We start from the raw sequence: 20,274 nt of genomic DNA, 5'->3' as shown, positions 1-20,274 counted from the left end.
ATCCGGGGGGTGGGAGGGTCACGAGAGCACTCCTGATGCGAAGAGGGTGCCGATGTCGACGCTGCCGTGCCAGTCCTGCATCCGAGGGTGCGCGGTGCCGGGGATGACCTCGACCGCGCCGTCGCCGTCGAGCCGGGCGAGCACGATGTTGGCGAGGTCGGTGTTGGCCAGCACGATCGGCGACTGGGTGGAGATCCACACCTGATCGTCGGTGAGGGCGGCCAGTGACTGCACCACGGTCTCGATGGCCCGTGGGTGGATGCCGTTCTCCGGCTCCTCGGTGACCAGCAGGCGGGGCCGCGCGGAGCTGGGCAGGTAGGGCAGCAGCGACAGCGACAGAATCCGCAGGGTCCCCTCGGACAGCCCGGACGAGGTGACCCGGTAGCCGCCGGCGTACTCCACCGACAGGTAGGCGTAGTGGTCGTCGGCACGCTCGATCGCGGTGACCCCGGTGATCTGCGGCAGCGCCGTCTGCAGGTGATCGATCCAGTAGCCGAACCCTTGCGGATCTTCCTGTTGCAGGTGCAGCACCAGCCAGGGCAGGTTGCGCCCGGAGGGCAGCACCCGCAGCGGGTCACCGGGCGCGGCGGCCTGGCGCAGCTGTGCCCAGTCCGGATCGAAGAAGACGGCACCTTCACGCAGCAGGTTGGCGAACCAGAGCGCCGCCGGGAACAGCTCCGGATCGGCCGGCACGGCGGCGAGCGCTACCTGACTGGCCGGCACCCGGAAGTCCGGCACCTTTGGGCCTCGGGTGGTCGTCTCGGCGGTGAACGCGGTCGGCTCGCCCGGCCCGCGTTGGATGACCGGCTGGGCGGCTTGGCGGGCGGACCGGCCGCGCTTGGGCAGGTTGGCTCCCTGCATCGCGATGCCCGCAGTCGGGCGCCGCCGGTCGGCGGCGGAGAAGAGGTAGAGGTATTCCTCGTCGACCTGCAACTTGTCGTTGAAGATCCGCAGCCGCAGCTCGTACCGCAGGTGATCCGGGATCCGGTGCATCATCGCCGCGGTGCTGCGGCCAGCCATGGTGTTGACGATGTCGGCCGGCAGCGCGGCCTCGATGGTGAAGGCGACGCTGTCGCCGCGCCCCTGGTGCACCAACTCGGTGAGGGTGTGCGCCCGGGGCACGCCGCGCCACTCCGGCGGGCGGAGGAAGGCGTCAGCCACCCGCTGCTGGGCGAGCAGGTCACCGAGCAGCACCGGGATGTCCAGCAGGGTGCTCTTGCCGGCACCGTTGGCACCGGCGAGCACGCGGAACTCGCCCAGGTCGATGCTGAGCTGCGCGAAGCAGCGGTAGTGGTAGGCCTCGATCCGGGTGATCATGTGCGCTCCCCTGGCTCGGGGTGCTCCGCGCGGAATCGCCGGTAGGCTTGGACGATCTCCGGCAGGTCGTTGTCGACGACCTCCTTTTTGCGGGTGACCTCCCGATAGCTGGTGCCGCCGTTGCGGTAGACCGGGATGCGCTCCACAGTGTCCTCCAAGATCGGCACACCGTCCGGCCGACACTTGTAGATCTTGTTGCCGCGTCGGTCCACCCCGACCTTCTCCGCTACCGCCATGAAGACCGGATAGTCGGGCTGCTCACCCAGCTCGGCCGCCAGCTTCTCCCGGTCGGTCTTCTTCTTGAGCAGCAGCACCGAGGTGAGGATGTTGACGTGGGCGTCGACGATGAAGGTCTCCACCGGCAGCTCGACGCTGGCCAGGATCCAGCAGTTGTCCAGCACCCAGCGGCGGATCCCTTCGTCCACCGGGCCGGGGTTGGACAGGATGCCATTGGGCAGCACGATGCCGATCCGCCCGCCGGGCCGGACCCATTCGACCGCCCGTTGGATGAACAACTGCTCCGGCGACATCGCCGACACTCGGCCCGGCCCGGCCTCGACCTGGCCGGTCTGCCGGTTGCGGGCCCAGGACTGGGCCACCCCGTCGCGGTACGCGTCGAGGATGTCCGCGTCTTCGATCTTGATGTCCGAGCCGAACGGGGGGTTGGTCATCAGGACGTCGATGCTGCCCAGCGGGATCTTCTCGGCTGCGGCGTGCCGTTCGGTCAGGTGGCCGCCGGGGAAGGCGAGGGAGTCCAAGTGGAAGACGTTGCCCTCTTCGCCGGTGGAGAGCATGACGCTCATCTGCGAGGCACGCACCAGGAATGGGTCGAAGTCGGCCCCGAACAGATGCGTCCGCGAGTACTGGGCCAGCCGCTCCTGGTGCTCGATCAACTGTGCCTCGGTGTCGGGCAGACCCTTGGTGCCCGCCGCTGCACGCCACTGGTCGAGCAGGTAGCGCAAGGGCTCCCGGAGGAAACCACCGGTGCCACAAGCCGGGTCGAGGATGGTTTCGTGCTCCTTGGGGTCGAGCATCTGCACCATCAACTCCACGGCGCCCTTCGGGGTGAAGTACTGCCCCCGGTCGCCGCGCAGGTTGATGCCGACCAACTCCTGATACGCCATGCCCTTGACGTCGATGTCGGTGCCGGCCAGGTCGTAGGAGGCGAGTTCGCCGACGATGAAGGCGAGCGCACGCGGCGAAAGGCTGATCTGGTCGCGGTCGGTGAACAGCGGGTAGTTCTTCTTCACCTCGTCGAAGAGCTCATGAATGCGCCCGGCGATGTCGGCGCGGCCTTCGTTGGTGAAGGGTTCGGCCGGCAGGGCGTAGAACCGGGGTGCGCGGTGCTGTCGGCGGCTGATCCGCTCGTCGTGCACCTTGGCGAAGATCAGGTAGAGGAACTGCCAGAACGCGGCGTCCTTGGGCAACCCTTCGTTGCCGTGCACGTAGTTGTGGCAGCGCCGGAAGGCGGTCTTGAGCATGGCTGCCTCGCCTCGGCGGAGCCGGGCTGCAGAGCCGCTCGTGGCGCCGAAGCTGGCGGCGTCGATCGGCCAGTCGGCCCGCGCCGGGAATTTGACACCGAATCGGGTGTTTTCCCGCTGCAGGAAGAAGAAGTCCAGGCCGTTGGTCCACAGGCCGTACTGCGCGTTGGGGGTGGCCGGCGTGCCGAGCAGATCCTCAAGCTCCTCCAGATCCTGCCGGGCCTGCTCATGTGTCCTGATCTTGGTGACGGCCCGGCTGACCTTCGGCTCCGGTTTGCAGATCACCACCCGTTGCAGGTTCTCCAGGGTCTGCGGCGCGCCAGGGGTGAAGACCGCGATATCGGCCTTGCGGATGCGCCGGCGTCGCCCCTCGATGTCGACCGGGATCGGGAAGTCGCGCGCCATGTCGTCGACCGAGATGCCGTACTCCACGGCCAGGGCTCGGGCGATGCGCTGGCGGACCTCTTCGTTGCCGCGCAGTCGGACCGGCTTGTTGGTGATGAAGTCGATGGTCTCGTCTGTTGCCAGGGACTCCGGCCCAGCTCCGGCGACCTCTGCCGTGCTGGATTCGTCGCCCGACGCGACGTCATGGCCCCTGTCGTCAACCATCCGCTGTGCCAACCCCTCTGAGCCGATCAAGTCTCGATCATTGTCGCCTGTGTGACCGACACTCCCGCGCGACACCCCCGGATCTGCCCCAGGTGGCGAGGGCAGAGCCGGAGGTGGCCAGCGCAAGAGGTGGTCAGCGGTGGATGCTGACCTGGGTGACGAAGGCCGACTAGGCGGTCGGGCCGAAGGTGAGGGTGCCGCCGGCGCGGTCCTCCTTGCTGTCGCGGACCAGCACCCGGCCCGGCAGGTTGTCGGCGACCTCGACGCAGTCGCCGCCATTGCTGCCGCTACGGGTGCTCTTGTGCCAGTTTGGTGCGTCGCTCATGTTCATGGATCACCCTAAGGATCAAGTCGCGGGACAGATCACAGGGTAGCGCTCGCGCGCAGATGGCTTCCCAGACAGCTGCCGCGTAGTGCACGTCCTTCATCCTGGCGCCGATCTCACCCTCAACCAGGGTGTCGAGGTATACCACCGGCGATCCGTCCAGAAGAGTGGCGATTGCAAAAGCGCCCGTGAGCCCCGCGTGCACGCCTGCCGTGAACGGGCTTCCCGACTCCGGTACCGCATGACGGAAACGATCGACGCACAAGGACGCCTACACCCATCGCTTGAGTGGTCCGGCAGGCGGGTGCTCGTCGGGTGCTCGCCCGCCGTGGACAGGTAGGCATCAGGTGGCACCCGGCGGCTGCAGAAACCGGATCAGTGCGCGTGTGTAGGACCGTCGGTGCCGCATGGGACCGATGAACATGACATTGGCGTGGCTCTTAATCCGCGGGTTCGGGGTTCGAGTCCCTGGCGGCGCACACTTTCACATCAGGCCCGGTCCTTCGCGGACCGGGCCTGATGTCTGTCCGGCCCCCGCACCGCCAGGGCAGCCGGCCTGCGTCGGGTTGAACCGGACAGATCGGGCATGGCGCAGGTGGCCCGTCGAGATCTTGGACAGTTGCCGTTCGTCACGAACGGCAACTGTCCAAGATCGCGGAGGACGTGTGACGACGCCTGCGATGTGTGCCGTGAATGTCCGGTTCGACGGTGGCCGGTGGCACGCCGGTGGCGGAATGGCGGGTGGGCGGGGGTCGTTGTATCGGGGTGCACGACCCGAGGAGGCGGCCCGTCGAGGCGGGTGCCCGTGGCCTGGAATGTTGGTGGGCCGGCGGTCGTTGTACATGGTCCGGCGCGGCGAAGTGGCACCCCGCCCCGCGCGCCGATGATCCCCCCGAATGACTATCGAGCGCCTGACGGTGCTTGCGCGCACCAGCAACCGTGTCGACCCCCGTCGGCCGGGGTGTGCGCCGACCCCCGAATGGAGCTACCCCCATGAACACGATGCTGCGGAAGAGTGTGCTGGGTATTGCTGGTCTGGCGGTTGCCGGTGGTCTGGCGGCCGGTCCGCTGAATCATCACGAGGCGGCGCCGACGGCGGGGCTGTCGGAGGCGGCGATGGTGCAGGTCGACAAGCCGGACGCGGGCAAGCTGATCCCGCACGGTGTGCAGGGCGCCCAGTCGCGTATCGAGCTGAGCGACGAGCAGGTCGGCAACGCGAAGGCGATCATCGCCGCCACGAAGAAGGCCGGTCTGCCGGAGCGGGCGGCGGTGATCTCGATCGCCACGTCGCTGCAGGAGTCGAAGCTGGAGAACCTGGGCCACCTCGGTGACGCCAACGACCATGACTCGCTGGGTCTGTTCCAGCAGCGCCCGTCCAGTGGTTGGGGTACGCCGGAGCAGATCACCGACCCCGAGTACTCGACCCTGGCGTTCCTGAAGGGTCTGAAGCAGGTCGACGGCTGGCAGGACATGCCGCTGACCGAGGCCGCGCAGACCGTGCAGGTGTCGGCCTACCCGGACGCGTACGCGCAGTGGGAGCAGCAGGCCGCCGACATCGTCGGCCAGTACTGGAACAGCTGACCTGAACAACCGACCGCTGGCCGGCACCCCGAAACCGGGGTGCCGGCCAGCGGCGTATCCGCGCGAGGTACGGCGTGGCCCACAGTGGACAGGGCGGCCGGGTATGCGGTATTTGCCGGGCCGCGCGGCCGGCCCGAGCTGCGTAAGGTCTTTGCGGTCGTCCTGAATACGGGGGTTCTCGCATGACCGTACATTTCGCCGCCCGCCTCGCCCTGGGCGCCGGAGTTCTCGCCGCCGGCGTCACCGCCCTGCCGGCCGCCGGGCACGCCGCCCCGGCCCCGGACAGCGCCACGCTGGTCGCCGTCACCGAGCGGGATCCGGCCACCGGGCTCAACGTCAAGTACCCGGTCAAGCCCGGTGAGGTGGTGCCGGCCGCGCTCGGTGTGACCAACCCCGGCGACGCTCCGGTGTCGGGCCTCGTGGTCCAGATCCGCGTGGTGGACGACCTGGATCTCGCCGTCAAGCACGACAACTGCTGGTACGCGGTGGACAGCAACCTGGAGGCCGCCTGGTGCGAGTTCGACAACGAACTGGCGGCCAGGCAGACCCTGGCGGTCGTCGGTGACGTGGTCACCGCCAAGGCGGACGCGCGCCCCGACAAGGTCACCTCGATCATCTTCCGCTGGTTCAGCAAGCAGTGGGTCGACGCCCAGGGTGGCGTGCAGCAGCTCGCCGACGGCGACGCCGGCCAGGGCACCAAGGCGGTCCGGGGCACCGGGACGGCCCTGGCGCTGACCGAGCGGGACCTGCCGCTGCCCGAGACGCCGCGGCCCATCAACTTCGCGTACGCCCAGCTCGTCACGCCGCCGACCACCCAGCCCACGGCGACCGCGACCCCGTCGCCCGGAGGGACCCCGACCGCCACGCCGACGGGCGGCACCGAGCCGACGGCGGTGCCCACCGGCACGGCGGGCGCGCCGGGTGACGGTGGCACGGGCGGTGGCGGCCTGCCGGTGACCGGCGCGAACATCGGCCTCCTGGCCGGGGTCGGCGGGGCGCTGCTGGTGCTCGGCGGCGGTGGTTACCTGATCGCCCGGCGTCGCCGTACCCGCTTCGTCGCCTGACCGCGGTTCCACCAGGCGCCCCGGTCCGCTCCCGCGGGCCGGGGCGCTTCGTCGTCCCCGGGGCCGGAGATCGTCAACCGGCGGTTGACGCGAGACTATCGTCAACCTATGGTTGACGCATGACGGAGGAGACAGAGCCGCTGAAGATGACCCAACCGGTACGCCTCGACGAGCTGATCGAGGGCATCAAGAAGGTGCACGGCGACGCGCTGGACCAGCTCGCCGGCGCCGTCCTGGTCGCCGACCACCTGGGCGACCTCGCCGACCACCTGGTCGGGCACTTCGTCGACCAGGCCCGCCGCTCGGGGGCCTCGTGGACGGAGATCGGCCGCAGCATGGGGGTGAGCAAGCAGGCCGCCCAGAAGCGGTCCGCCGCGAAGGCCGAGACGGCGGCGGCCCTCGACCCGAACGCCGGCTTCGGCCGGTTCACCCCGCGGGCCCGCAACGTGGTCGTGTCCTCGCAGGAGGAGGCGCGGGCCGCGGGCAACGCCGAGATCACGCCGGGGCACGTCGCCCTGGGCCTGCTGGCCGAGCCGGACGGGCTGGCGGCCGCGCTGATCGTGGCTCGGGGCGTACCCCTGGAGCGGCTGCGGGAGGCGGTCAGCGCGACCCTGCCGGCGAAGGCCGACACGGTTCCGGACCTGATTCCCTACGACGCGCGGGCCAAGAAGGTCCTGGAGCTGACCTTCCGGGAGGCGCTGCGGCTGGGCCACAACTACGTGGGCACCGAGCACATCCTGCTCGCCCTGGTGGAGGAGGAGGCCGGCGACGGCGTGCTCACCGGGCTCGGGCTGGAGAAGGCGGCCCTGGAGTCGGCGGTCGAGGGCGCCCTCGCCGAAATCACCCGTAAGCGGGCCTGACCCGCGACCGGGCCGCAGCCGCGCCAGGTCCGAGCCGCACCAGGGCCGAACCCCACCGACCCGAACCGCGTCAGTGCCGAACCTCAGCCCCGGCCGGGCACGCGCCACGGGGGCGCGTGCCCGGCCGGTGGGCGTCAGGCGGCGGGGAAGCCGTAGCGGGCGGCGTGCTCCGGGTCGGCCGGGTCGACCTGGCGGATCCCCGCGTCGGCGAGGCGCTTGTTCACCTCGTCGAGCTGTTCGCGGACCAGCCGGGCCTCCTCGTCGGTGACCCGGCCGCGGTGCGGCTTGCCGGCGTGCTCGATGGTGCCGTAGTCGACCTTCTCGGCGGAGCGCCGGGCTTTGGGCGGCCTGACCCGCTCGGCGGTGCGGAGCAGCTGTGCCATGGGCACGTCGGTGGCCATGGCGTCGAACTCGCTGGCCGTCAGCACCACCCGGCGCGGCTCGCCCCCGCCGTGCCGGTCGTGGATCTCCACGACGGCCACGTCCAGCGCCGCGTCGTCGATGCTCTCCACCTCGACCGGGGTGGCGTCGAGTTGCACGGGCCCGGCGACGAGGTCCGGGTGCTCCAGCACGACGACTGTGACCACCTCGTCGTCGGCGCGCAGCACCTGGCCGCTGAAGTCGGAGACGTGGATCGTCTTCTTGCCCATGCGCGAAGTTTCTCCTGTGGTAGGCCGGGATTCGGACCACAAGACGCTACAGGACAGGTGTGCGAAAGCTCGGTGCGGAGCGCCCCGGTGTGTCGGGGCGTCAACGGGCGGTGAGGCCGCGCCGGGGGGAGGCGCCCGCCGGCAGCGCGTTCAGCTCGGCCCACGAGAGCCTCCCGCGGCGAGCCCCCCGGTAGTCGGCCTGCGCCGGGAACCGCCCGGCGGCCTCGACGGCCTGCCAGCGCTGCTCGGCGTCCTGCTGGTACCGGTCATTCGGCTGATTCGGCATGACCATTACCGTCCCAGAGAAACTTGTACATGTATGGAAATGAATATGACGCGGGATCGATGGCTCCGGTTCCCGCAGCCGCCGGTGATGTTCTGAACGGTCTACCCGTCCGCCGGACGCTTCAATCGACTCACGCGCCGGATCCGGTTGGGCGTACCGTGATCACGTGCTCGACCGACGGCTGTTCCTGCACCTGGCGACCTGGTTGGGGCAGTGGCCGGCGGGTCCCGGGCTGCACGTGGTCCGCTCGCACCGGCGGGCCCGGCCGGCCTGGGACGGGCGGCTGCGCCCGGCCGTCGCGGTCGCGTCCCCGGAGTGCGCGATCCTCTCGGTGCCGCCGGACCGGGCCGGGCTGGTGCGGGACCTGGTCCGGGAGCGGTCCGGCGAACGGCTGCTGCCGGCCCTCCCGTCAGCGGTCGGCGCGCCCGAGTTCACCACCCACGCCGGGCTGTTCCGGTGGAGCACGGCACCGGCGCCGCTGCCGGACGCCGGTGAGTGGGTCGCGCCGACCACCCCCGGGCTGCCGCCCTGGCTGCGGCTGTTCGACCGGGAGGTGCTGGTGGTCCGGGACGCCGACGGGGCGTACCTGGCCGGCGCGGGGATCAAGCGGCACGACGCGTACGGGCACGAACTGGCCGTGGGGACGGCGCCGGCGGCGCGGGGGCGGGGGCTGGCCCGGCGGCTGGTCGCCCAGGCGGCGCGGCGGGTGCTGGACGAGGGAGCCGTGCCCACCTACCTGCACAACCACGACAACCGCGCCTCCGCGCGGGTGGCCGAGGCGGCGGGCTTCCCGGACCGGGGCTGGACGTCGTACGGGGTGTTCCCCCGCTGAGCGGGGCCGGCGCGGACCGTGGATCCCGGGCCGGATCCACGGTCCGCGGCCTGTCCCCCCAGGTCCCGACCCTGGTAACGCTAAGTGTCTGCCGCGTGTCGAGCAAGGGGTGAAGGGGCGTCGACCCCTGTCCGGTTGCGGACTTGACCTGCGGTTCAGCCGATGGGGTGGCCGCAGCGATCAGTGACGCAGTGTGTGGATCAATCCGATCACCTGGCGGGTCACGGGGCGCAGCACCCGGAGCCGGGACAGCTTCACCAGCCGGTCGACCAGCGGGACCGCGCCGTCGATGAGCTGGCGGGTCTTGGCCTGGCCGGGGGAGCGGTCGTGCACCCAGTAGAGCACCACGCCCATGTAGCCGAGCCAGAGCAGCTCCGGCAGGGGCTCGCGCAGTTCGGCGTCCACCGCGGCGGCCGAGCCTTCCAGCACCTCGCGGAAGAGCGCGACGGAGGCGTCCCGCGGGCCGGACGACTCGGCGGAGAACGGGCTGAGCGGCGAGGTGGGCTCGGCCGCCGTCTTGAAGAAGCTGGCGGCGAACGAGTGGTACGGCGTGAGCACGTCCACCCCGGCGTGCAGCACCGCGGCCAGCCGGGCGGCGAAGTCCCGCTCCCGGGCCAGCGCGGGCGCGGCCACCACCCGGTGTTCCCGCTGGGTGTCCGCGTAGAACTCCTGGATCAGGTGTTCCTTCGAGCCGAAGTAGTAGTAGGCGTTGCCCACCGCCACGCCGGCCTCCTGGGCGATGGCGCGCATGGTGGTGCGCGCGTACCCCCGCTCGCGGAACAGCCGCATGGCGGTGTCCAGGATCAGCTGGCGGGTCTGCTCACCCCGGGCCGTCGCCCCGGTGCTCGGGCCACCCGCAGCGGTCGTCGGCGCAGTCTGCTCGGTCATCGTCGTCACCGTATCCCGGGTCCGGCCGGGGTTCCCGGACCAGCTCACGTGCCGCGGAGGCGGCCGTCACCATCCGCCGGGCCAGCGGAAGCAGGTGCGGGCGGGCCAGCCGCTCGGCCGTCTGCCGGTGGTCGGTCAGGGCCCAGAGGCAGGCGAACCAGGCGCCGTCGCCCGCGTAGACGGCGCCGGTGTCGGCCACCACGGTCAGGTCCCGCAGCGTGGCGTCGTGGTCGAGCCCGGGGAAGCGCCGCCGGGCCTCCGCCGATCCGGCCGGCACGAACTCCAGGGGTACGAGCTGGGCGCGCGACGCGAGCCACTGCCGGGCGGCCCGGCACAGCGGGCAGTGCGCGTCGTAGAGGACGGTGAACCCGCGGATCCCACCGGCCCCGTGCCCGGTGGGATCCGTCGGGCGTCCGCCCGGGGCGAGCGTCATCGTGGCGGGGCGGGCGGTGTCTGACCCGGCGTGGGGCCGGCCGGCGCCGGGTGGGCCGGTCGCGCGCCGCCCTGCGGCGGGAGGTAGCCGACCGGGGCGAGCGGCGGGTGGGCGGCCGCCTGCTGGCGCAGTCGCCCGCGCCGGTAGCGGCCGAGCGCGAAGACGTTGAAGAAGTGCAGCGCGCCGAGGACCAGCAGCACCCAGCCGACCTTCATGGAGAGCTGTTCCAGCGCCTGGCTGGTGGTGCCGACCGGGCTGGACTCCTTCATGGCCACCGTGACGTAGCCGAGGTTGAGCAGGTAGAAGCCGACCACCAGCAGGCTGTTGACCGCGTCGGCCAGCCGCTTGTCGGCGAAGACGTCCTCCAGGAACACCAGCCCGTTGCGGGCGAGCGCCCGGGCCACCCACACGGTCAGCCCGATGCTGACCGCGAGGTAGGCCAGGTACATCCAGACCTTCACGTCCATCCCCGTCGCCTCTCTTGAACGCGTTCAAATCGAAGTCGGGCTCAGCGTACGACAGCTCTTGAACATGTTCAAGTTCGTCGGTGGGCGTACGGCCGGTATGGTCGCGACGGCGTTGTCGGAGCGGACGGGCGGGTCATGGAGATCGGTACGCGGGACACGGGGGCGGGGCGGCTGGTCGTCAGCCCGGTCGGCGACCTCGACATGGCCGAGGCGCCGGCGTTCGACCGGGCGCTCGACGCCGTGCTGGACCGGCCCGACCTGGTGGAGATCGTGGTCGAGCTCGGCGCGGTCACGTTCCTCGACTCGACCGGGGTCGCCGCCCTGCTGCGCGCCGCCGCGGAGGCGGTCGGCCGCGGCGCCACCCTCCGGGTGACCGATCCGCAGCCCCTGGTGGCCCGGGTGCTGCGGATCACCGCGGTCGACGTCCTGCTCGGCTGGTCGGGCGGGCACGACGACGACGGTTCCGCCGTGGAGCCCGGCTGGCGCCGCCTGCGCTGAACCGCCTCAGGGCTCCGTCCGGGCCGCCGCCGCACCGGACCACTCCATCAGCACCATGCTGGCGTCGTCGCGGGAAGCGGTGCCGTGCGCGGCCACGGCGTGGCTCAGCCGGCGCAGCGTCTCCGGCGCGGGCAGGTCCGAGCCGATGAACCGTTCGGCGAGGTCGGCGAGCCGGGGCAGCCCGAACATCCCCCCGGCCGCGTCGCGGGCCTCGGTCACCCCGTCGGTGTAGAGCAGCAGCCGGTCGTCCGGCTCCAGCCGCGCCTCGCCCGGCTCGCCGCCGGGCAGGTTCAAGCCGAGCGGCGGGCGCCGGCCCCCGGTCAGGGCCCGCACGGCGCGCCCCCGGCGCAGCAGCACGGGGGCGGGGTGCCCGGCGTTGACGTACCGGACCCGGCCGGTGTCGACCTCGACCTCGACCAGGACGGCCGTCACGAACCGCCCGTCCCGCCACTGGCTGAACAGGGCCGCGTCGACGGCGGCGACCTGCTCGGCCAGGCCGCCACCGGTGCGCCGGGCGGCCCGCAGCGCCGCGAGCGCGACCGAGGTGGTCAGTGTCGCCGGCAGCCCGTGCCCGACCCCGTCCAGCACCGCGAGCGCGAGCCGGCCGCCGTCCAGCGCGTAGTCGAACGCGTCCCCGCCCACCTCGTAGCAGGGTTCCAGGATCGCGCTGACGGCGACCGTGTCGGTGGCGAAGGTGAGCGGGGGCAGCAGTTGCCAGAGCAGCTCGGCGGAGACGGCCATCGGCTCGCTCCGCCGGGCGCGGACCAGGCTGTCGCCGTACAAGGACTTGCTGGCCGCCAGGTGCCCGATCAGGCCGGCGACCGTCCGGCAGCCGTCCTGGACGGCGGGGTCGTCCGGGTCGGTCCCGGCCGGCAACCGGACCTCCAGCAGGCCCAGCCGCTCGGTGCCGTCGACCACCGGCACCCAGAGCCGGCCGTCCTGCGCGGCCCGCACCCGCACCTCGGTGTAGGCGCGGCCGGGCAGGCTCGTGTCGATCGGCAGTGGATCCGGCAGTGGCCGACCCGGCTCGGGCAGCGGGCGCAGCAGCTCCTGCTCCACGTCCACCAGGTATGTGGTCACGGTCACGCCGAGCTCACGCACCGCCTCGGTCACCGCCGTGGGCAGCGCGTCCGGGGGCATCCGATGGGATCGGGCCACCAGGTCGGCCACCGCCCGGTGCCAGGGCTCGACGGTGCTCATCGGGACGGTGTACCCCGGAAACGGGCCGCGCAGACCTCAGCCGGCCAGGCCGAGCACCTGTGCCGCCGCGCGGCCGTTGGCGTGACTGGCGCCGTACGTGGTGACGAAGGCCCGCGCGCCGGCCGGCCGCCAGTCGCCCGGCCAGCCCATCTCCACCACCGTCACCGGGTGCGTGGCGGCCAGCGCCTCGACAAGTTCCCGTGCCCCGGGCAGCCGGTGCAGGTGGCGGCCGACCAGCACGACGGGCCGGTCCCCGGCGCGGGCGCGCAGCTCGTCCGGGTCGGTCTCGCCGGCCACCGCGCGGACCACCTCCGCCCCGGCCAGGTGCGGGCCCAGCCCCCACGGCACCCGCCCCTCGGCGATGGTGGAGGTGGCGTGCACCTGCACCACCAGCGGGGCGGCCAGGCCGGTGACGTCGCCCTCGACGCGTACCGCGCGCAGTGCGGCGGCGTAGCCGAGGCCGTCCGGGGTCTCGGACGCGGAGCCACCCGCGCCGGTCCAGGCGGCCAGCTCGGCGGCCCGGCCGGCGGCCTCCTCGACCCGGGTCCGGTCCAGCCGGCCGTCGCCGAGCCCGGCAACGATCGCGTCGACGACATGCTCCACCAGGCCGGCGTCGACCTTCGCGCCGATGCAGAGCAGGTCCGCCCCGGCGGCCAGGGCGCGGACCGCCGCCGGCCCCACCCCGCCGGCGGCCAGCGCGGCGCCCTTCATCTCCAGCGCGTCGGTGATCACCGCGCCGGTGAAGCCGTACTCGACGCGCAGCAGGTCGACCAGGACCGCCCGGCTGAAGGTGGCCGGACCGTCACCGGTCAGCGCGGGCACCCGGATGTGGGCGGTCATGACGGCGCGTACCCCGGCGTCGACCACCGCGGCGAACGGCGGCAGGTCACGCTCGCGCAGCACGGCCGGCGGCACGTCGACGGTGGGCAGCTCGTAGTGGGAGTCGGCGACGGTCGCGCCGTGCCCCGGGAAGTGCTTGGCGCAGGCGGCCACCCCGGCGGACTGGAGGCCGACGACCGCGGCGGCCGAGTGGACGGCCACCCGGACCGGGTCGGCGCCGAACGAGCGGGTGCCGATCACCGGGTTCTCGTCGGCGGTGTTCACGTCGACGGTCGGGGCGAGGTCGAGGGTGATGCCGAGGGCGGCCAGCTCCGCGCCGATCGCCGCGTACACCTGGCGGGTCAGGGTCGGGTCGTCGACCGCGCCGAGCGCCGCGTTGCCCGGGTACGGGCTGCCGGTGGCGTGCGCCAGGCGGGTGACGTCCCCGCCCTCCTCGTCGATGGCGATGAGTACGTCCGGGCGGCCGGCGCGCAGCGCCGCGGTGGTCGCCGCCACCTGGGCCGGGTCGTGGATGTTGGTGCCGAACAGCGTGTGCCCGGCGAGCCCCTCGGCGAGCAGGTCGACCGCCCAGTCGGGCGGGACCGGGCCGGCGTACGCCGCCAGCAGCGTGCCCAGCGCGAGCCGGCGGAGTCCTGGATCCAACCCCACGAGTATCCCCTTTCCCTGCCGGGTCGTCCGACGACCCCGGATCGGGGTGGCCGATACGCTAACGGACACCCCTCGGCAGGCGTTTTGTGGTTAGCAAACTTTACTGAAAATTGAGGACGTGGCATGAGCGCGACCCGGCTGCCCGGCACCCCCCGACTGTTGCGGGCACTCAACGACCGCGCGGCGCTGGAACTGCTGCTTGAGCAGGGTCCGCTGACCCGGGCGCGGATCGGCGAGCTGACCGGGCTCTCCAAGGTCACCGCGTCCCAGCTGGTCGAACGGCTGGAGGAGCGCGGCCTGGTCGCCCGGGTCGGCGAGCAGGCCGGCGGGCGGGGCCCGAACGCCCAGCTCTACGCGGTTCGGCCGGGCATCGCGTACGTGGTCGGCGTGGACGTCGGCGCCGAGCGGGTGGTGGCCGCCTGCGCCGACATCACCGGGGCGGTGGTCGGCCGGGTCGAGCAGTCCACGAAGGACACCGACGACCCGGTCGGCGTGGTGCACAACGCGGTGGTCCAGGCGGCCAGCAGTGCCGGCGCCGAGCTGTCCAGCGTGCGGCGGATCGTGCTCGGCACCCCCGGCCTGGTGGACCCGGGCACCGGCGACATCACGTTCGCGTTCAACCTGCCCCGCTGGCACAGCGGCCTGCTCGCCGCGCTGCGCGAGGACCTGCACACCCCGGTGGTCTTCGAGAACGACGTGAACCTGGCCGCCGTGGCCGAGGCGCAGTCCGGCGCGGCGCAGGGCACGGCGGACTTCGTGCTCGTCTGGCTGGACGCCGGTGTCGGTCTGGCGATCATGCTGGGCGGGCGGCTGCACCACGGCAGCAGCGGCGCGGCCGGCGAGATTGGCTACCTGCCGGTGCCCGGCGTACCCATCCCGCGCGACGTGTCGAAGCGGGCCAAGCCGGCGTTCCAGCAGCTCGCGGGGGCCGACGCGGTCCGCGCGGTGGCCGCGGAGCACGGGTTCGCGGCGGCCGGCGCGGCCGACGCGGTACGCGCCGCGATCGCCGCCGGCGCGGCGGGCGGCCCGCTGCTGGACGAGTTGGCGCGCCGGCTGGCGCTCGGGGTGGCGAGCACCTGCGTGGTGCTCGACCCGCCGCTGGTGGTGCTGGCCGGCGAGGTGGGGCGGGCCGGCGGGGCGGCGCTGGCCGAGCGGGTGCAGCACGAGGTCGCCGCGATCACCCTGGTCCGGCCCCGGGTGGTGAGCACCGGGCTGACCGAGGAGCCGATCCTGCGCGGCGCCCTGCGCACTGCTCTGGACGAGGTGCGCGACGAGGTGTTCGGCTCGACGGTCGGCTGACCGCCGGCCCGTCGTCACCGCTGCCGCCATGTGAAGGAAGTCTTCACGAGGCAGCGAATCTCTGCAAGGAGTTGCCGGTGCGGCCCCGGTCCGGGGCCGCACCGGCGCCCCTCAGATCAGGTCGCGGCGGCGGAACACCGTGAAGGCGCCCACGACCAGGGCGGCGGCCAGGCCGAACAGGACCACCAGCCCCGGCGCCCAGCCCAGCGTGTAGTAGCCGTCGCAGAAGCCCGCGATGTCACCGACGCACGCGTCGTTGTCCCAGAACCGGGCCTCGCCGGTGAGCCAGGCCCCCAGGTAGCTGGAGAGCATGAACCGGTCCGGGCGGGCCACCGACAGGATCTGGAACACCAGCCGGGCGCCCAGCTCCCACACCACCAGGTAGGCGGCCACCGTGCCGAGCGCCGCCGAGGTGTGCCGGCCCAGCGTCGCCAGGGCGAAGCCCAGCGCCGCGGCGAGCAGCACCAGCACCAGGCCGCGCACCCAGACCGCCGCCAGCGACGACCAGAAGTCGCCGCCCAGCCGCCCGGCGAGCCCGGAGGCCTCGCCGATCAGCCAGAACATCCCCAGGTACGCCACCGACGCCACCGCGGAGAGCCCCAGCAGCCCGCCGAGCAGCGTGCCCAGCTTGGCGCCGAGCACCACGAGCCGGCGTGGCCGCCAGAGCAGCAGGTTGACCACGCCGCCCGAGTTCAGGTCGGCGCCGATGTAGGAGGCGCCCACCAGGAACCCGAACATCGCCAGGAACGCGATCAGGAAGTAGAGCAGCGGCTCGGCCTCGTTGGCGAAGACGAACACCCCGCTGAGGTAGTCGGAGGCGCCCGGCAGCTTCTCCATGAGGGCCGGGTCGATCTGCGCGCAGTCCCGCGGCAGGTAGTCGTTCTCGTCCGGCGTCACCGTGCCCGCCTTGATCCGCAGGCAGCGGTCGTGCGCCAGCTCCATGTTGCGCACCTCCTCGGCGGCCTGCGCCTGGGCCCGGCCCAGCTCCACCGGCGTGGGCCGGTGCGAGCCGGCCAGCGTGGTCGCCACGGTCACCGCGAAGGCCGCCACCAGCAGCAGCACCATGAGCTGGACGAAGCGGCGGGCGGCCAGCCGCTCCAGCTCGGCACGGACCAGGTTCACGCGCCCACCTCCCGACTCTCGCGGACGTCCAGGTCGATCACTCCGTCGTTCGGCGGGGCCCCGTCCACCTGGCGGGGCAGCGCCGGGTGCGGGTGGTCGCCGGTCAGCTCCAGGAAGACGCTCTCCAGGTCGGGCCGGAGCGGGATCAGCTCGCGAACCCAGAGGCCCTGCTCGCCCAGCGTGCGGCTGATTAGCTCCGGCTCGACGACCCCGGTCACCACCAGGTGGTCGGTGCGCGCGGTCACCGCCATGCCGGCGCGGCCGAGCAGCTCCACGGCCCGCTCGGGCTCGGCCACCCGGACCTGCCACTGGTGCTGGTCGAAGCCGGCCAGCACGGCCTCCACCGGCCCGTACGCGACCCGCCGGCCCCGGCTGATGATCGTCACGTGGTCACAGATGAGCTGGATCTCGGCGAGGATGTGGCTGGAGAGCAGCACGGTCACGCCGGCCGCGGCGAGCGACCGGGTAAGGTCCCGCATCTCCCGGATGCCGGCCGGGTCCAGGCCGTTCGCCGGCTCGTCCAGGATCAGCAGCTGCGGGTCCTTGAGCAGCGCCGAGGCCACCGCCAGCCGCTGCTTCATGCCCAGCGAGTAGCCCTTGACCCGCTCGTCGCCCCGCTCACGAAGGCCGACCTGCTCCAGCACCTCGTCGACCCGGGAGGTCGGCACCCCGCCGGCCAGGGCCAGCAGCCGCAGCGTCTTGTGCGCGGTGAAGTTGCCGAAGAACTGCGGGCTCTCCACGATCGCGCCGACCCGCCCGGCGACCTCGGCCAGCCGCTCCGGGGACGCCGCCCCGAGCACGCTCATCCGGCCCGCGTCGGGCCGGACCAGCCCGAGCAGGGCGCGCAGCGTGGTGGTCTTCCCCGAGCCGTTCGGCCCGAGGAAGCCGTGCACCTGCCCGGCCTCGACCAGCAGGTCGAACCCGTCGACGGCGATCCGGCGCCCCTGGCGCAGGGTGTGGAACGTCTTGCGGAGACCGGCGATCTCGATGACCGCGCTCATCCGCAAGCCTCCCGGCAGCGGTCGGGCATGGGACGTCCTCCCGGAGTGGTGACCAACGACACGGCGCCCCACCCTATTGCCGCGACGCCGCCCGTGGGGGGCACCGGGCCGGCTGCGTGGTTGGATGGACCGGTGACTGGTGACCTGATCCCCGGCGCCGCCGGCGCCCCCGCCCCCGCACCCGTGGACGCGGATCTGGTGGTCAGCCTCGACGGGGTCGGCGTCAGGCGCTCCGGCAGCATGCTGGTGCAGGACGTCGACTGGCGGGTCGAGCTCGACGAACGCTGGGTGCTGCTCGGCCCGAACGGCGCCGGCAAGACCACCCTGCTCAACCTCGCCGCCGGCCGGCTGCACCCGACCACGGGCACGGCGCACGTGCTCGGCGAGCGCATCGGCCGCACCGACGTCAACGAGCTGCGGACCCGCATCGGCCTCTCCACCGCCACGCTCGCCGAGCGGATCCCCGGCGACGAGCGGGTCACCGACGTCGTGGTGACCGCGGCCTGGTCGGTGGTGGGGCGCTGGCGGGAGAGCTACGACCGCACCGACGAGGCCCGCGCCCGCGCGCTACTCGGCCAGCTCGGCGTCGCCCACCTCGCCGAGCGGACCTACGGCACGCTCTCCGAGGGCGAGCGCAAGCGGGTGCAGATCGCCCGGGCCCTGATGACCGACCCGGAGCTGCTGCTGCTCGACGAGCCCGCCGCCGGGCTCGACCTGGGCGGCCGCGAGGACCTGGTGGCCCGCCTCGCCGAGCTGGCGTACGACCCGGACGCCCCGGCCATGGTGCTGGTCACCCACCACGTCGAGGAGATCCCGCCGGGCTTCACCCACGCGCTGCTGCTGCGTGAGGGGGGCGTCGTGGCGCAGGGCCTGCTCGCCGAGACGCTCACCGCCGACAACCTGTCGAAGACGTTCGGCCTGCCGCTGGTCGTCGCGCGGGCCGGCGAGCGCTGGACCGCGCGCGCCGCCTGAGCCCGACGGGAGGGTACGCCGTGCCGCAGACCCGGGTCGCCGTGGTGGGCAGCGCCAACATGGACCTGATCGGCACGGCCGCGGCGCTGCCCCGGCCGTGGGAGACCGTGCTCGGCGACGACTTCGTCATGCTGCCCGGCGGCAAGGGCGCCAACCAGGCCGTCGCCGCCGTACGCGCCGGCGCCTCCTGCGTCTTCCTCGGCGCGATCGGCTCGGACGCCTTCGGGGTCACCCTCAAGGCGCGGATCACCGCGGCCGGCGTCGACACCGGCCACCTCCGGGTGGTGTACGGCCCCTCCGGCGTCGCCCTGGTCATGGTCGGCGGCGCGGGGGAGCACGCCATCCTGGTCACCCCCGGCGCCAACGGCGCGTTCACCAACCTCACCGAGGGCGAGCTGGCCGCCGTACGCGAGGCGGACGTGCTGGTCGCGCAGCTGGAGGTGCCGGTGGAGACGGTGACCGCGGCGGCGCTGGCGGCCCGGTCGGCCGGCACCCGGGTGGTGCTCAACGCGGCGCCGGCCCGGCCGGTGCCGGCGGAGCTGCTGGCCGCGACCGACCTGCTGGTGGTCAACCAGACCGAGGCGCGCGCGCTCACCGGGCGGGGCGCCGACGAGCCGGGGGCGCTGCTGGAGCTGGTGCCCCGGGCGGTGCTCACCCTCGGCGGCGACGGCGCCTGGTACGTCGAGCGCGACCGGCCGGCCGTGCACGTCCCGGCCGTGAAGGTCGACGTGGTCGACTCCACCGCCGCCGGTGACGCCTTCACGGCCGCCCTGGCGGTGGCCTGGGGCGAGGGGCGCGAGCTGGTCGAGGCGGTGCACTGGGCGGCGGCGGCCGGGGCGGCCTGCGTCCGCAAGCTCGGCGCCTCGGTGGCGCTGCCCCGCCGGGTGGAGATCGACGAGCTGTTCAGCCGGCCGGCCTGACCTCAGGCGGCGCCCGCCCGGAACGCCCGCCGGTACGCCGACGGCGAGGTCCGCATGGCCCGGCCGAAGTGGTGCCGGTAGGTGACCGGGCTGTCGAAGCCCACCGCCGCCGCGATCCCGGCCACCGGCGCGTCGGTCGTCTCCAGCAGTGCCAGGCTGGCCCGCACCCGCTGGTCGATCAGCCAGCGGATCGGGCTGGTCCCGGTGGCTCGGGCGAAGTGCCGCAGGTAGCTGCGGGTCGACAGGTGCGCCTGCCGGGCCAGCGCCGCCACGGTCAGCGGCTCGGCCAGGTGGCGGACCGCCCAGGCCAGGCTCGCGGCGATCCGGTCGTCGTCCGGGTCGACGCTCACCGGCGCCTCGATGAACTGGGCCTGCCCGCCGTCGCGGTGCGGTGGGATGACCAGCCGGCGGGCCACCGCGTTCGCCACCGCCGCGCCGAAGTCGCGCCGGACCACGTGCACGCAGAGGTCCAGCCCGGCGGCGCTGCCCGCGCTGGTGAGGATGTCGCCGTCGTCCAGGTAGAGCACGTCGGGGTCGACCGTGACCGCCGGGTGGCGGCGGGCCAGCAGGTCGGCGTACCGCCAGTGGGTGGTGGCCCGCCGGCCGTCGAGCAGGCCGGCGCCGGCCAGGGCGAACGCGCCGGAGCAGATCGACATGAGCCGGGCGCCCCGGTGGTGCGCCCGGCGCAGCGCGGCGACCAGCTCGGGCGACGGGTCGACGGTCACGTCCGGCACCCCGGGCAGGATCACCGTGCCGGCCCCGGCGAGGGTCTCCAGGCCGTACGGGGTGTGCAGGGCGGCGCCGCCGACGACCGGCACCGGCCCGGGACGCTCGGCGCAGACGCTGAGCCGGTACCAGTCGACCTCCAGCTCGGGCCGGGGCAGCCCGAACACCTCGGTCACGATGCCGGTCTCGAAGACCGACATCCCCGGGTACGCGAGCACCGCCACGGTCCGATCCTCGGGGGTCATGGCGGGATGT

The 20,274-nt window shown here is 73.2% G+C and carries 22 protein-coding genes; 8 read left to right on the top strand and 14 right to left on the bottom strand.

Annotation, left to right across the window (positions count from 1 at the left end; genetic code table 11):
• Positions 1 to 18: 18 nt before the first annotated feature.
• The 4 genes from ABZ452_RS01435 to ABZ452_RS01420 all read right to left on the bottom strand — a co-directional run bounded on the left by ABZ452_RS01435 (position 19) and on the right by ABZ452_RS01420 (position 3,997).
• On the bottom strand, positions 19 to 1,317 hold the full coding sequence (locus ABZ452_RS01435) for an AAA family ATPase (protein ID WP_357937664.1): 1,299 nt from the start codon (positions 1,315 to 1,317) through the stop codon (positions 19 to 21).
• On the bottom strand, positions 1,314 to 3,437 hold the full coding sequence (locus tag ABZ452_RS01430; protein ID WP_357937661.1) for an N-6 DNA methylase: 2,124 nt from the start codon (positions 3,435 to 3,437) through the stop codon (positions 1,314 to 1,316). Before ABZ452_RS01430 ends, ABZ452_RS01435 begins: the two co-directional genes overlap by 4 nt.
• 139 nt (positions 3,438 to 3,576) lie before the next feature.
• The gene (locus ABZ452_RS01425; protein WP_357937659.1) at positions 3,577 to 3,732 is read right to left on the bottom strand and encodes a DUF397 domain-containing protein; all 156 of its coding nucleotides are present in this window, start codon (positions 3,730 to 3,732) and stop codon (positions 3,577 to 3,579) included.
• Complete coding sequence (locus tag ABZ452_RS01420; protein WP_357937657.1) at positions 3,695 to 3,997, bottom strand: Scr1 family TA system antitoxin-like transcriptional regulator; 303 nt, start codon at positions 3,995 to 3,997, stop codon at positions 3,695 to 3,697. The genes ABZ452_RS01425 and ABZ452_RS01420 overlap by 38 nt, the downstream gene beginning before the upstream one ends.
• Positions 3,998 to 4,725: 728 nt before the next feature.
• Here ABZ452_RS01420 and ABZ452_RS01415 point away from each other — a divergent pair.
• From ABZ452_RS01415 to ABZ452_RS01405, 3 genes are all read left to right on the top strand, one after another.
• Positions 4,726 to 5,313, top strand: coding sequence for a hypothetical protein (locus ABZ452_RS01415; RefSeq protein ID WP_357937655.1), 588 nt, complete (start codon positions 4,726 to 4,728; stop codon positions 5,311 to 5,313).
• Between the two features lie 182 nt (positions 5,314 to 5,495).
• The gene (locus ABZ452_RS01410; RefSeq protein ID WP_357937653.1) at positions 5,496 to 6,377 is read left to right on the top strand and encodes an LPXTG cell wall anchor domain-containing protein; all 882 of its coding nucleotides are present in this window, start codon (positions 5,496 to 5,498) and stop codon (positions 6,375 to 6,377) included.
• A gap of 119 nt (positions 6,378 to 6,496) precedes the next feature.
• Complete coding sequence (locus tag ABZ452_RS01405) at positions 6,497 to 7,237, top strand: Clp protease N-terminal domain-containing protein (RefSeq protein ID WP_357937651.1); 741 nt, start codon at positions 6,497 to 6,499, stop codon at positions 7,235 to 7,237.
• A 134-nt stretch (positions 7,238 to 7,371) separates the two neighbouring features.
• Here the strand turns inward: ABZ452_RS01405 and ABZ452_RS01400 are convergent, their stop codons facing one another.
• Both ABZ452_RS01400 and ABZ452_RS01395 read right to left on the bottom strand, forming a co-directional pair.
• Entirely contained in the window at positions 7,372 to 7,887 is a 516-nt protein-coding gene (locus ABZ452_RS01400) for a hypothetical protein (RefSeq protein WP_357937649.1), read from the bottom strand.
• Positions 7,888 to 7,987: 100 nt separating this feature from the next.
• Positions 7,988 to 8,173, bottom strand: a complete 186-nt coding sequence (locus tag ABZ452_RS01395; protein ID WP_357937647.1) for a DNA repair protein — start codon at positions 8,171 to 8,173, stop codon at positions 7,988 to 7,990.
• A 166-nt stretch (positions 8,174 to 8,339) separates the two neighbouring features.
• On the opposite strand from ABZ452_RS01395, the gene ABZ452_RS01390 reads away from it, so the two are divergent.
• Positions 8,340 to 9,005: a GNAT family N-acetyltransferase gene (locus ABZ452_RS01390; protein ID WP_357937645.1), complete on the top strand. Its 666-nt coding sequence runs from the start codon at positions 8,340 to 8,342 to the stop codon at positions 9,003 to 9,005.
• 180 nt (positions 9,006 to 9,185) lie between these two features.
• Here the strand turns inward: ABZ452_RS01390 and ABZ452_RS01385 are convergent, their stop codons facing one another.
• Genes ABZ452_RS01385 through ABZ452_RS01375 form a run of 3 tightly spaced genes read right to left on the bottom strand, consistent with a single transcriptional unit; the run spans position 9,186 to position 10,793 of the window.
• The gene (locus ABZ452_RS01385) at positions 9,186 to 9,893 is read right to left on the bottom strand and encodes a TetR family transcriptional regulator (protein WP_357937643.1); all 708 of its coding nucleotides are present in this window, start codon (positions 9,891 to 9,893) and stop codon (positions 9,186 to 9,188) included.
• A complete protein-coding gene (locus ABZ452_RS01380) occupies positions 9,826 to 10,326 on the bottom strand; it encodes a DCC1-like thiol-disulfide oxidoreductase family protein (protein ID WP_357937641.1) in 501 nt (166 codons plus the stop codon). Before ABZ452_RS01380 ends, ABZ452_RS01385 begins: the two co-directional genes overlap by 68 nt.
• Positions 10,323 to 10,793 (bottom strand): hypothetical protein, encoded by a 471-nt coding sequence (locus ABZ452_RS01375; protein ID WP_357937639.1) that lies wholly within the window; start codon positions 10,791 to 10,793, stop codon positions 10,323 to 10,325. Before ABZ452_RS01375 ends, ABZ452_RS01380 begins: the two co-directional genes overlap by 4 nt.
• A gap of 135 nt (positions 10,794 to 10,928) precedes the next feature.
• On the opposite strand from ABZ452_RS01375, the gene ABZ452_RS01370 reads away from it, so the two are divergent.
• On the top strand, positions 10,929 to 11,291 hold the full coding sequence (locus tag ABZ452_RS01370; protein ID WP_357937638.1) for an STAS domain-containing protein: 363 nt from the start codon (positions 10,929 to 10,931) through the stop codon (positions 11,289 to 11,291).
• Between the two features lie 6 nt (positions 11,292 to 11,297).
• Here the strand turns inward: ABZ452_RS01370 and ABZ452_RS01365 are convergent, their stop codons facing one another.
• Positions 11,298 to 12,491 (bottom strand): PP2C family protein-serine/threonine phosphatase, encoded by a 1,194-nt coding sequence (locus tag ABZ452_RS01365; RefSeq protein ID WP_357937636.1) that lies wholly within the window; start codon positions 12,489 to 12,491, stop codon positions 11,298 to 11,300.
• 36 nt (positions 12,492 to 12,527) lie between these two features.
• Complete coding sequence (locus ABZ452_RS01360) at positions 12,528 to 13,979, bottom strand: glycoside hydrolase family 3 N-terminal domain-containing protein (protein WP_357937634.1); 1,452 nt, start codon at positions 13,977 to 13,979, stop codon at positions 12,528 to 12,530.
• A gap of 123 nt (positions 13,980 to 14,102) precedes the next feature.
• Between ABZ452_RS01360 and ABZ452_RS01355 the strand changes: the two genes are divergently transcribed.
• Complete coding sequence (locus tag ABZ452_RS01355) at positions 14,103 to 15,278, top strand: ROK family transcriptional regulator (RefSeq protein ID WP_357937633.1); 1,176 nt, start codon at positions 14,103 to 14,105, stop codon at positions 15,276 to 15,278.
• Between the two features lie 111 nt (positions 15,279 to 15,389).
• On the opposite strand, the gene ABZ452_RS01350 is transcribed toward ABZ452_RS01355, so the two are convergent.
• Positions 15,390 to 16,400 carry an ABC transporter permease subunit gene (locus ABZ452_RS01350; protein WP_357937631.1) on the bottom strand — a complete coding sequence of 337 codons (1,011 nt, stop codon included), beginning with the start codon at positions 16,398 to 16,400 and terminating at the stop codon, positions 15,390 to 15,392.
• Positions 16,397 to 17,401: an ATP-binding cassette domain-containing protein gene (locus ABZ452_RS01345; protein WP_357937629.1), complete on the bottom strand. Its 1,005-nt coding sequence runs from the start codon at positions 17,399 to 17,401 to the stop codon at positions 16,397 to 16,399. Before ABZ452_RS01345 ends, ABZ452_RS01350 begins: the two co-directional genes overlap by 4 nt.
• A 93-nt stretch (positions 17,402 to 17,494) precedes the next feature.
• Here ABZ452_RS01345 and ABZ452_RS01340 point away from each other — a divergent pair, with 93 nt between their 5' ends.
• Together ABZ452_RS01340 and ABZ452_RS01335 are read left to right on the top strand one after the other, a co-directional pair.
• A complete protein-coding gene (locus ABZ452_RS01340) occupies positions 17,495 to 18,373 on the top strand; it encodes an ABC transporter ATP-binding protein (RefSeq protein ID WP_357938167.1) in 879 nt (292 codons plus the stop codon).
• 20 nt (positions 18,374 to 18,393) lie between these two features.
• Complete coding sequence (locus tag ABZ452_RS01335) at positions 18,394 to 19,293, top strand: ribokinase (protein ID WP_357937627.1); 900 nt, start codon at positions 18,394 to 18,396, stop codon at positions 19,291 to 19,293.
• Positions 19,294 to 19,295: 2 nt separating this feature from the next.
• Here the strand turns inward: ABZ452_RS01335 and ABZ452_RS01330 are convergent, their stop codons facing one another.
• A complete protein-coding gene (locus tag ABZ452_RS01330) occupies positions 19,296 to 20,264 on the bottom strand; it encodes a helix-turn-helix domain-containing protein (RefSeq protein WP_357937625.1) in 969 nt (322 codons plus the stop codon).
• Positions 20,265 to 20,274 lie beyond the last annotated feature (10 nt).

Source organism: Micromonospora sp. NPDC005707 (assembly GCF_040631005.1).
GTDB lineage: Bacteria > Actinomycetota > Actinomycetes > Mycobacteriales > Micromonosporaceae > Micromonospora.
This window is presented reverse-complemented; position numbering and strand designations above follow the sequence as displayed.

Excerpts from the sequence above, each read along its gene's own strand:
- ABZ452_RS01395 (WP_357937647.1), bottom strand. The coding sequence starts at position 8,173 with ATGCCGAATCAGCCGAATGACCGGTACCAGCAGGACGCCGAGCAGCGC.
- ABZ452_RS01355 (WP_357937633.1), top strand. The coding sequence starts at position 14,103 with ATGAGCGCGACCCGGCTGCCCGGCACCCCCCGACTGTTGCGGGCACTC.
- ABZ452_RS01405 (WP_357937651.1), top strand. The coding sequence starts at position 6,497 with ATGACGGAGGAGACAGAGCCGCTGAAGATGACCCAACCGGTACGCCTC.
- ABZ452_RS01385 (WP_357937643.1), bottom strand. The coding sequence starts at position 9,893 with ATGACCGAGCAGACTGCGCCGACGACCGCTGCGGGTGGCCCGAGCACC.
- ABZ452_RS01370 (WP_357937638.1), top strand. The coding sequence starts at position 10,929 with ATGGAGATCGGTACGCGGGACACGGGGGCGGGGCGGCTGGTCGTCAGC.
- ABZ452_RS01365 (WP_357937636.1), bottom strand. The coding sequence starts at position 12,491 with ATGAGCACCGTCGAGCCCTGGCACCGGGCGGTGGCCGACCTGGTGGCC.
- ABZ452_RS01375 (WP_357937639.1), bottom strand. The coding sequence starts at position 10,793 with ATGGACGTGAAGGTCTGGATGTACCTGGCCTACCTCGCGGTCAGCATC.
- ABZ452_RS01330 (WP_357937625.1), bottom strand. The coding sequence starts at position 20,264 with ATGACCCCCGAGGATCGGACCGTGGCGGTGCTCGCGTACCCGGGGATG.
- ABZ452_RS01435 (WP_357937664.1), bottom strand. The coding sequence starts at position 1,317 with ATGATCACCCGGATCGAGGCCTACCACTACCGCTGCTTCGCGCAGCTC.
- ABZ452_RS01345 (WP_357937629.1), bottom strand. The coding sequence starts at position 17,401 with ATGAGCGCGGTCATCGAGATCGCCGGTCTCCGCAAGACGTTCCACACC.
- ABZ452_RS01425 (WP_357937659.1), bottom strand. The coding sequence starts at position 3,732 with ATGAGCGACGCACCAAACTGGCACAAGAGCACCCGTAGCGGCAGCAAT.
- ABZ452_RS01400 (WP_357937649.1), bottom strand. The coding sequence starts at position 7,887 with ATGGGCAAGAAGACGATCCACGTCTCCGACTTCAGCGGCCAGGTGCTG.
- ABZ452_RS01410 (WP_357937653.1), top strand. The coding sequence starts at position 5,496 with ATGACCGTACATTTCGCCGCCCGCCTCGCCCTGGGCGCCGGAGTTCTC.
- ABZ452_RS01380 (WP_357937641.1), bottom strand. The coding sequence starts at position 10,326 with ATGACGCTCGCCCCGGGCGGACGCCCGACGGATCCCACCGGGCACGGG.
- ABZ452_RS01415 (WP_357937655.1), top strand. The coding sequence starts at position 4,726 with ATGAACACGATGCTGCGGAAGAGTGTGCTGGGTATTGCTGGTCTGGCG.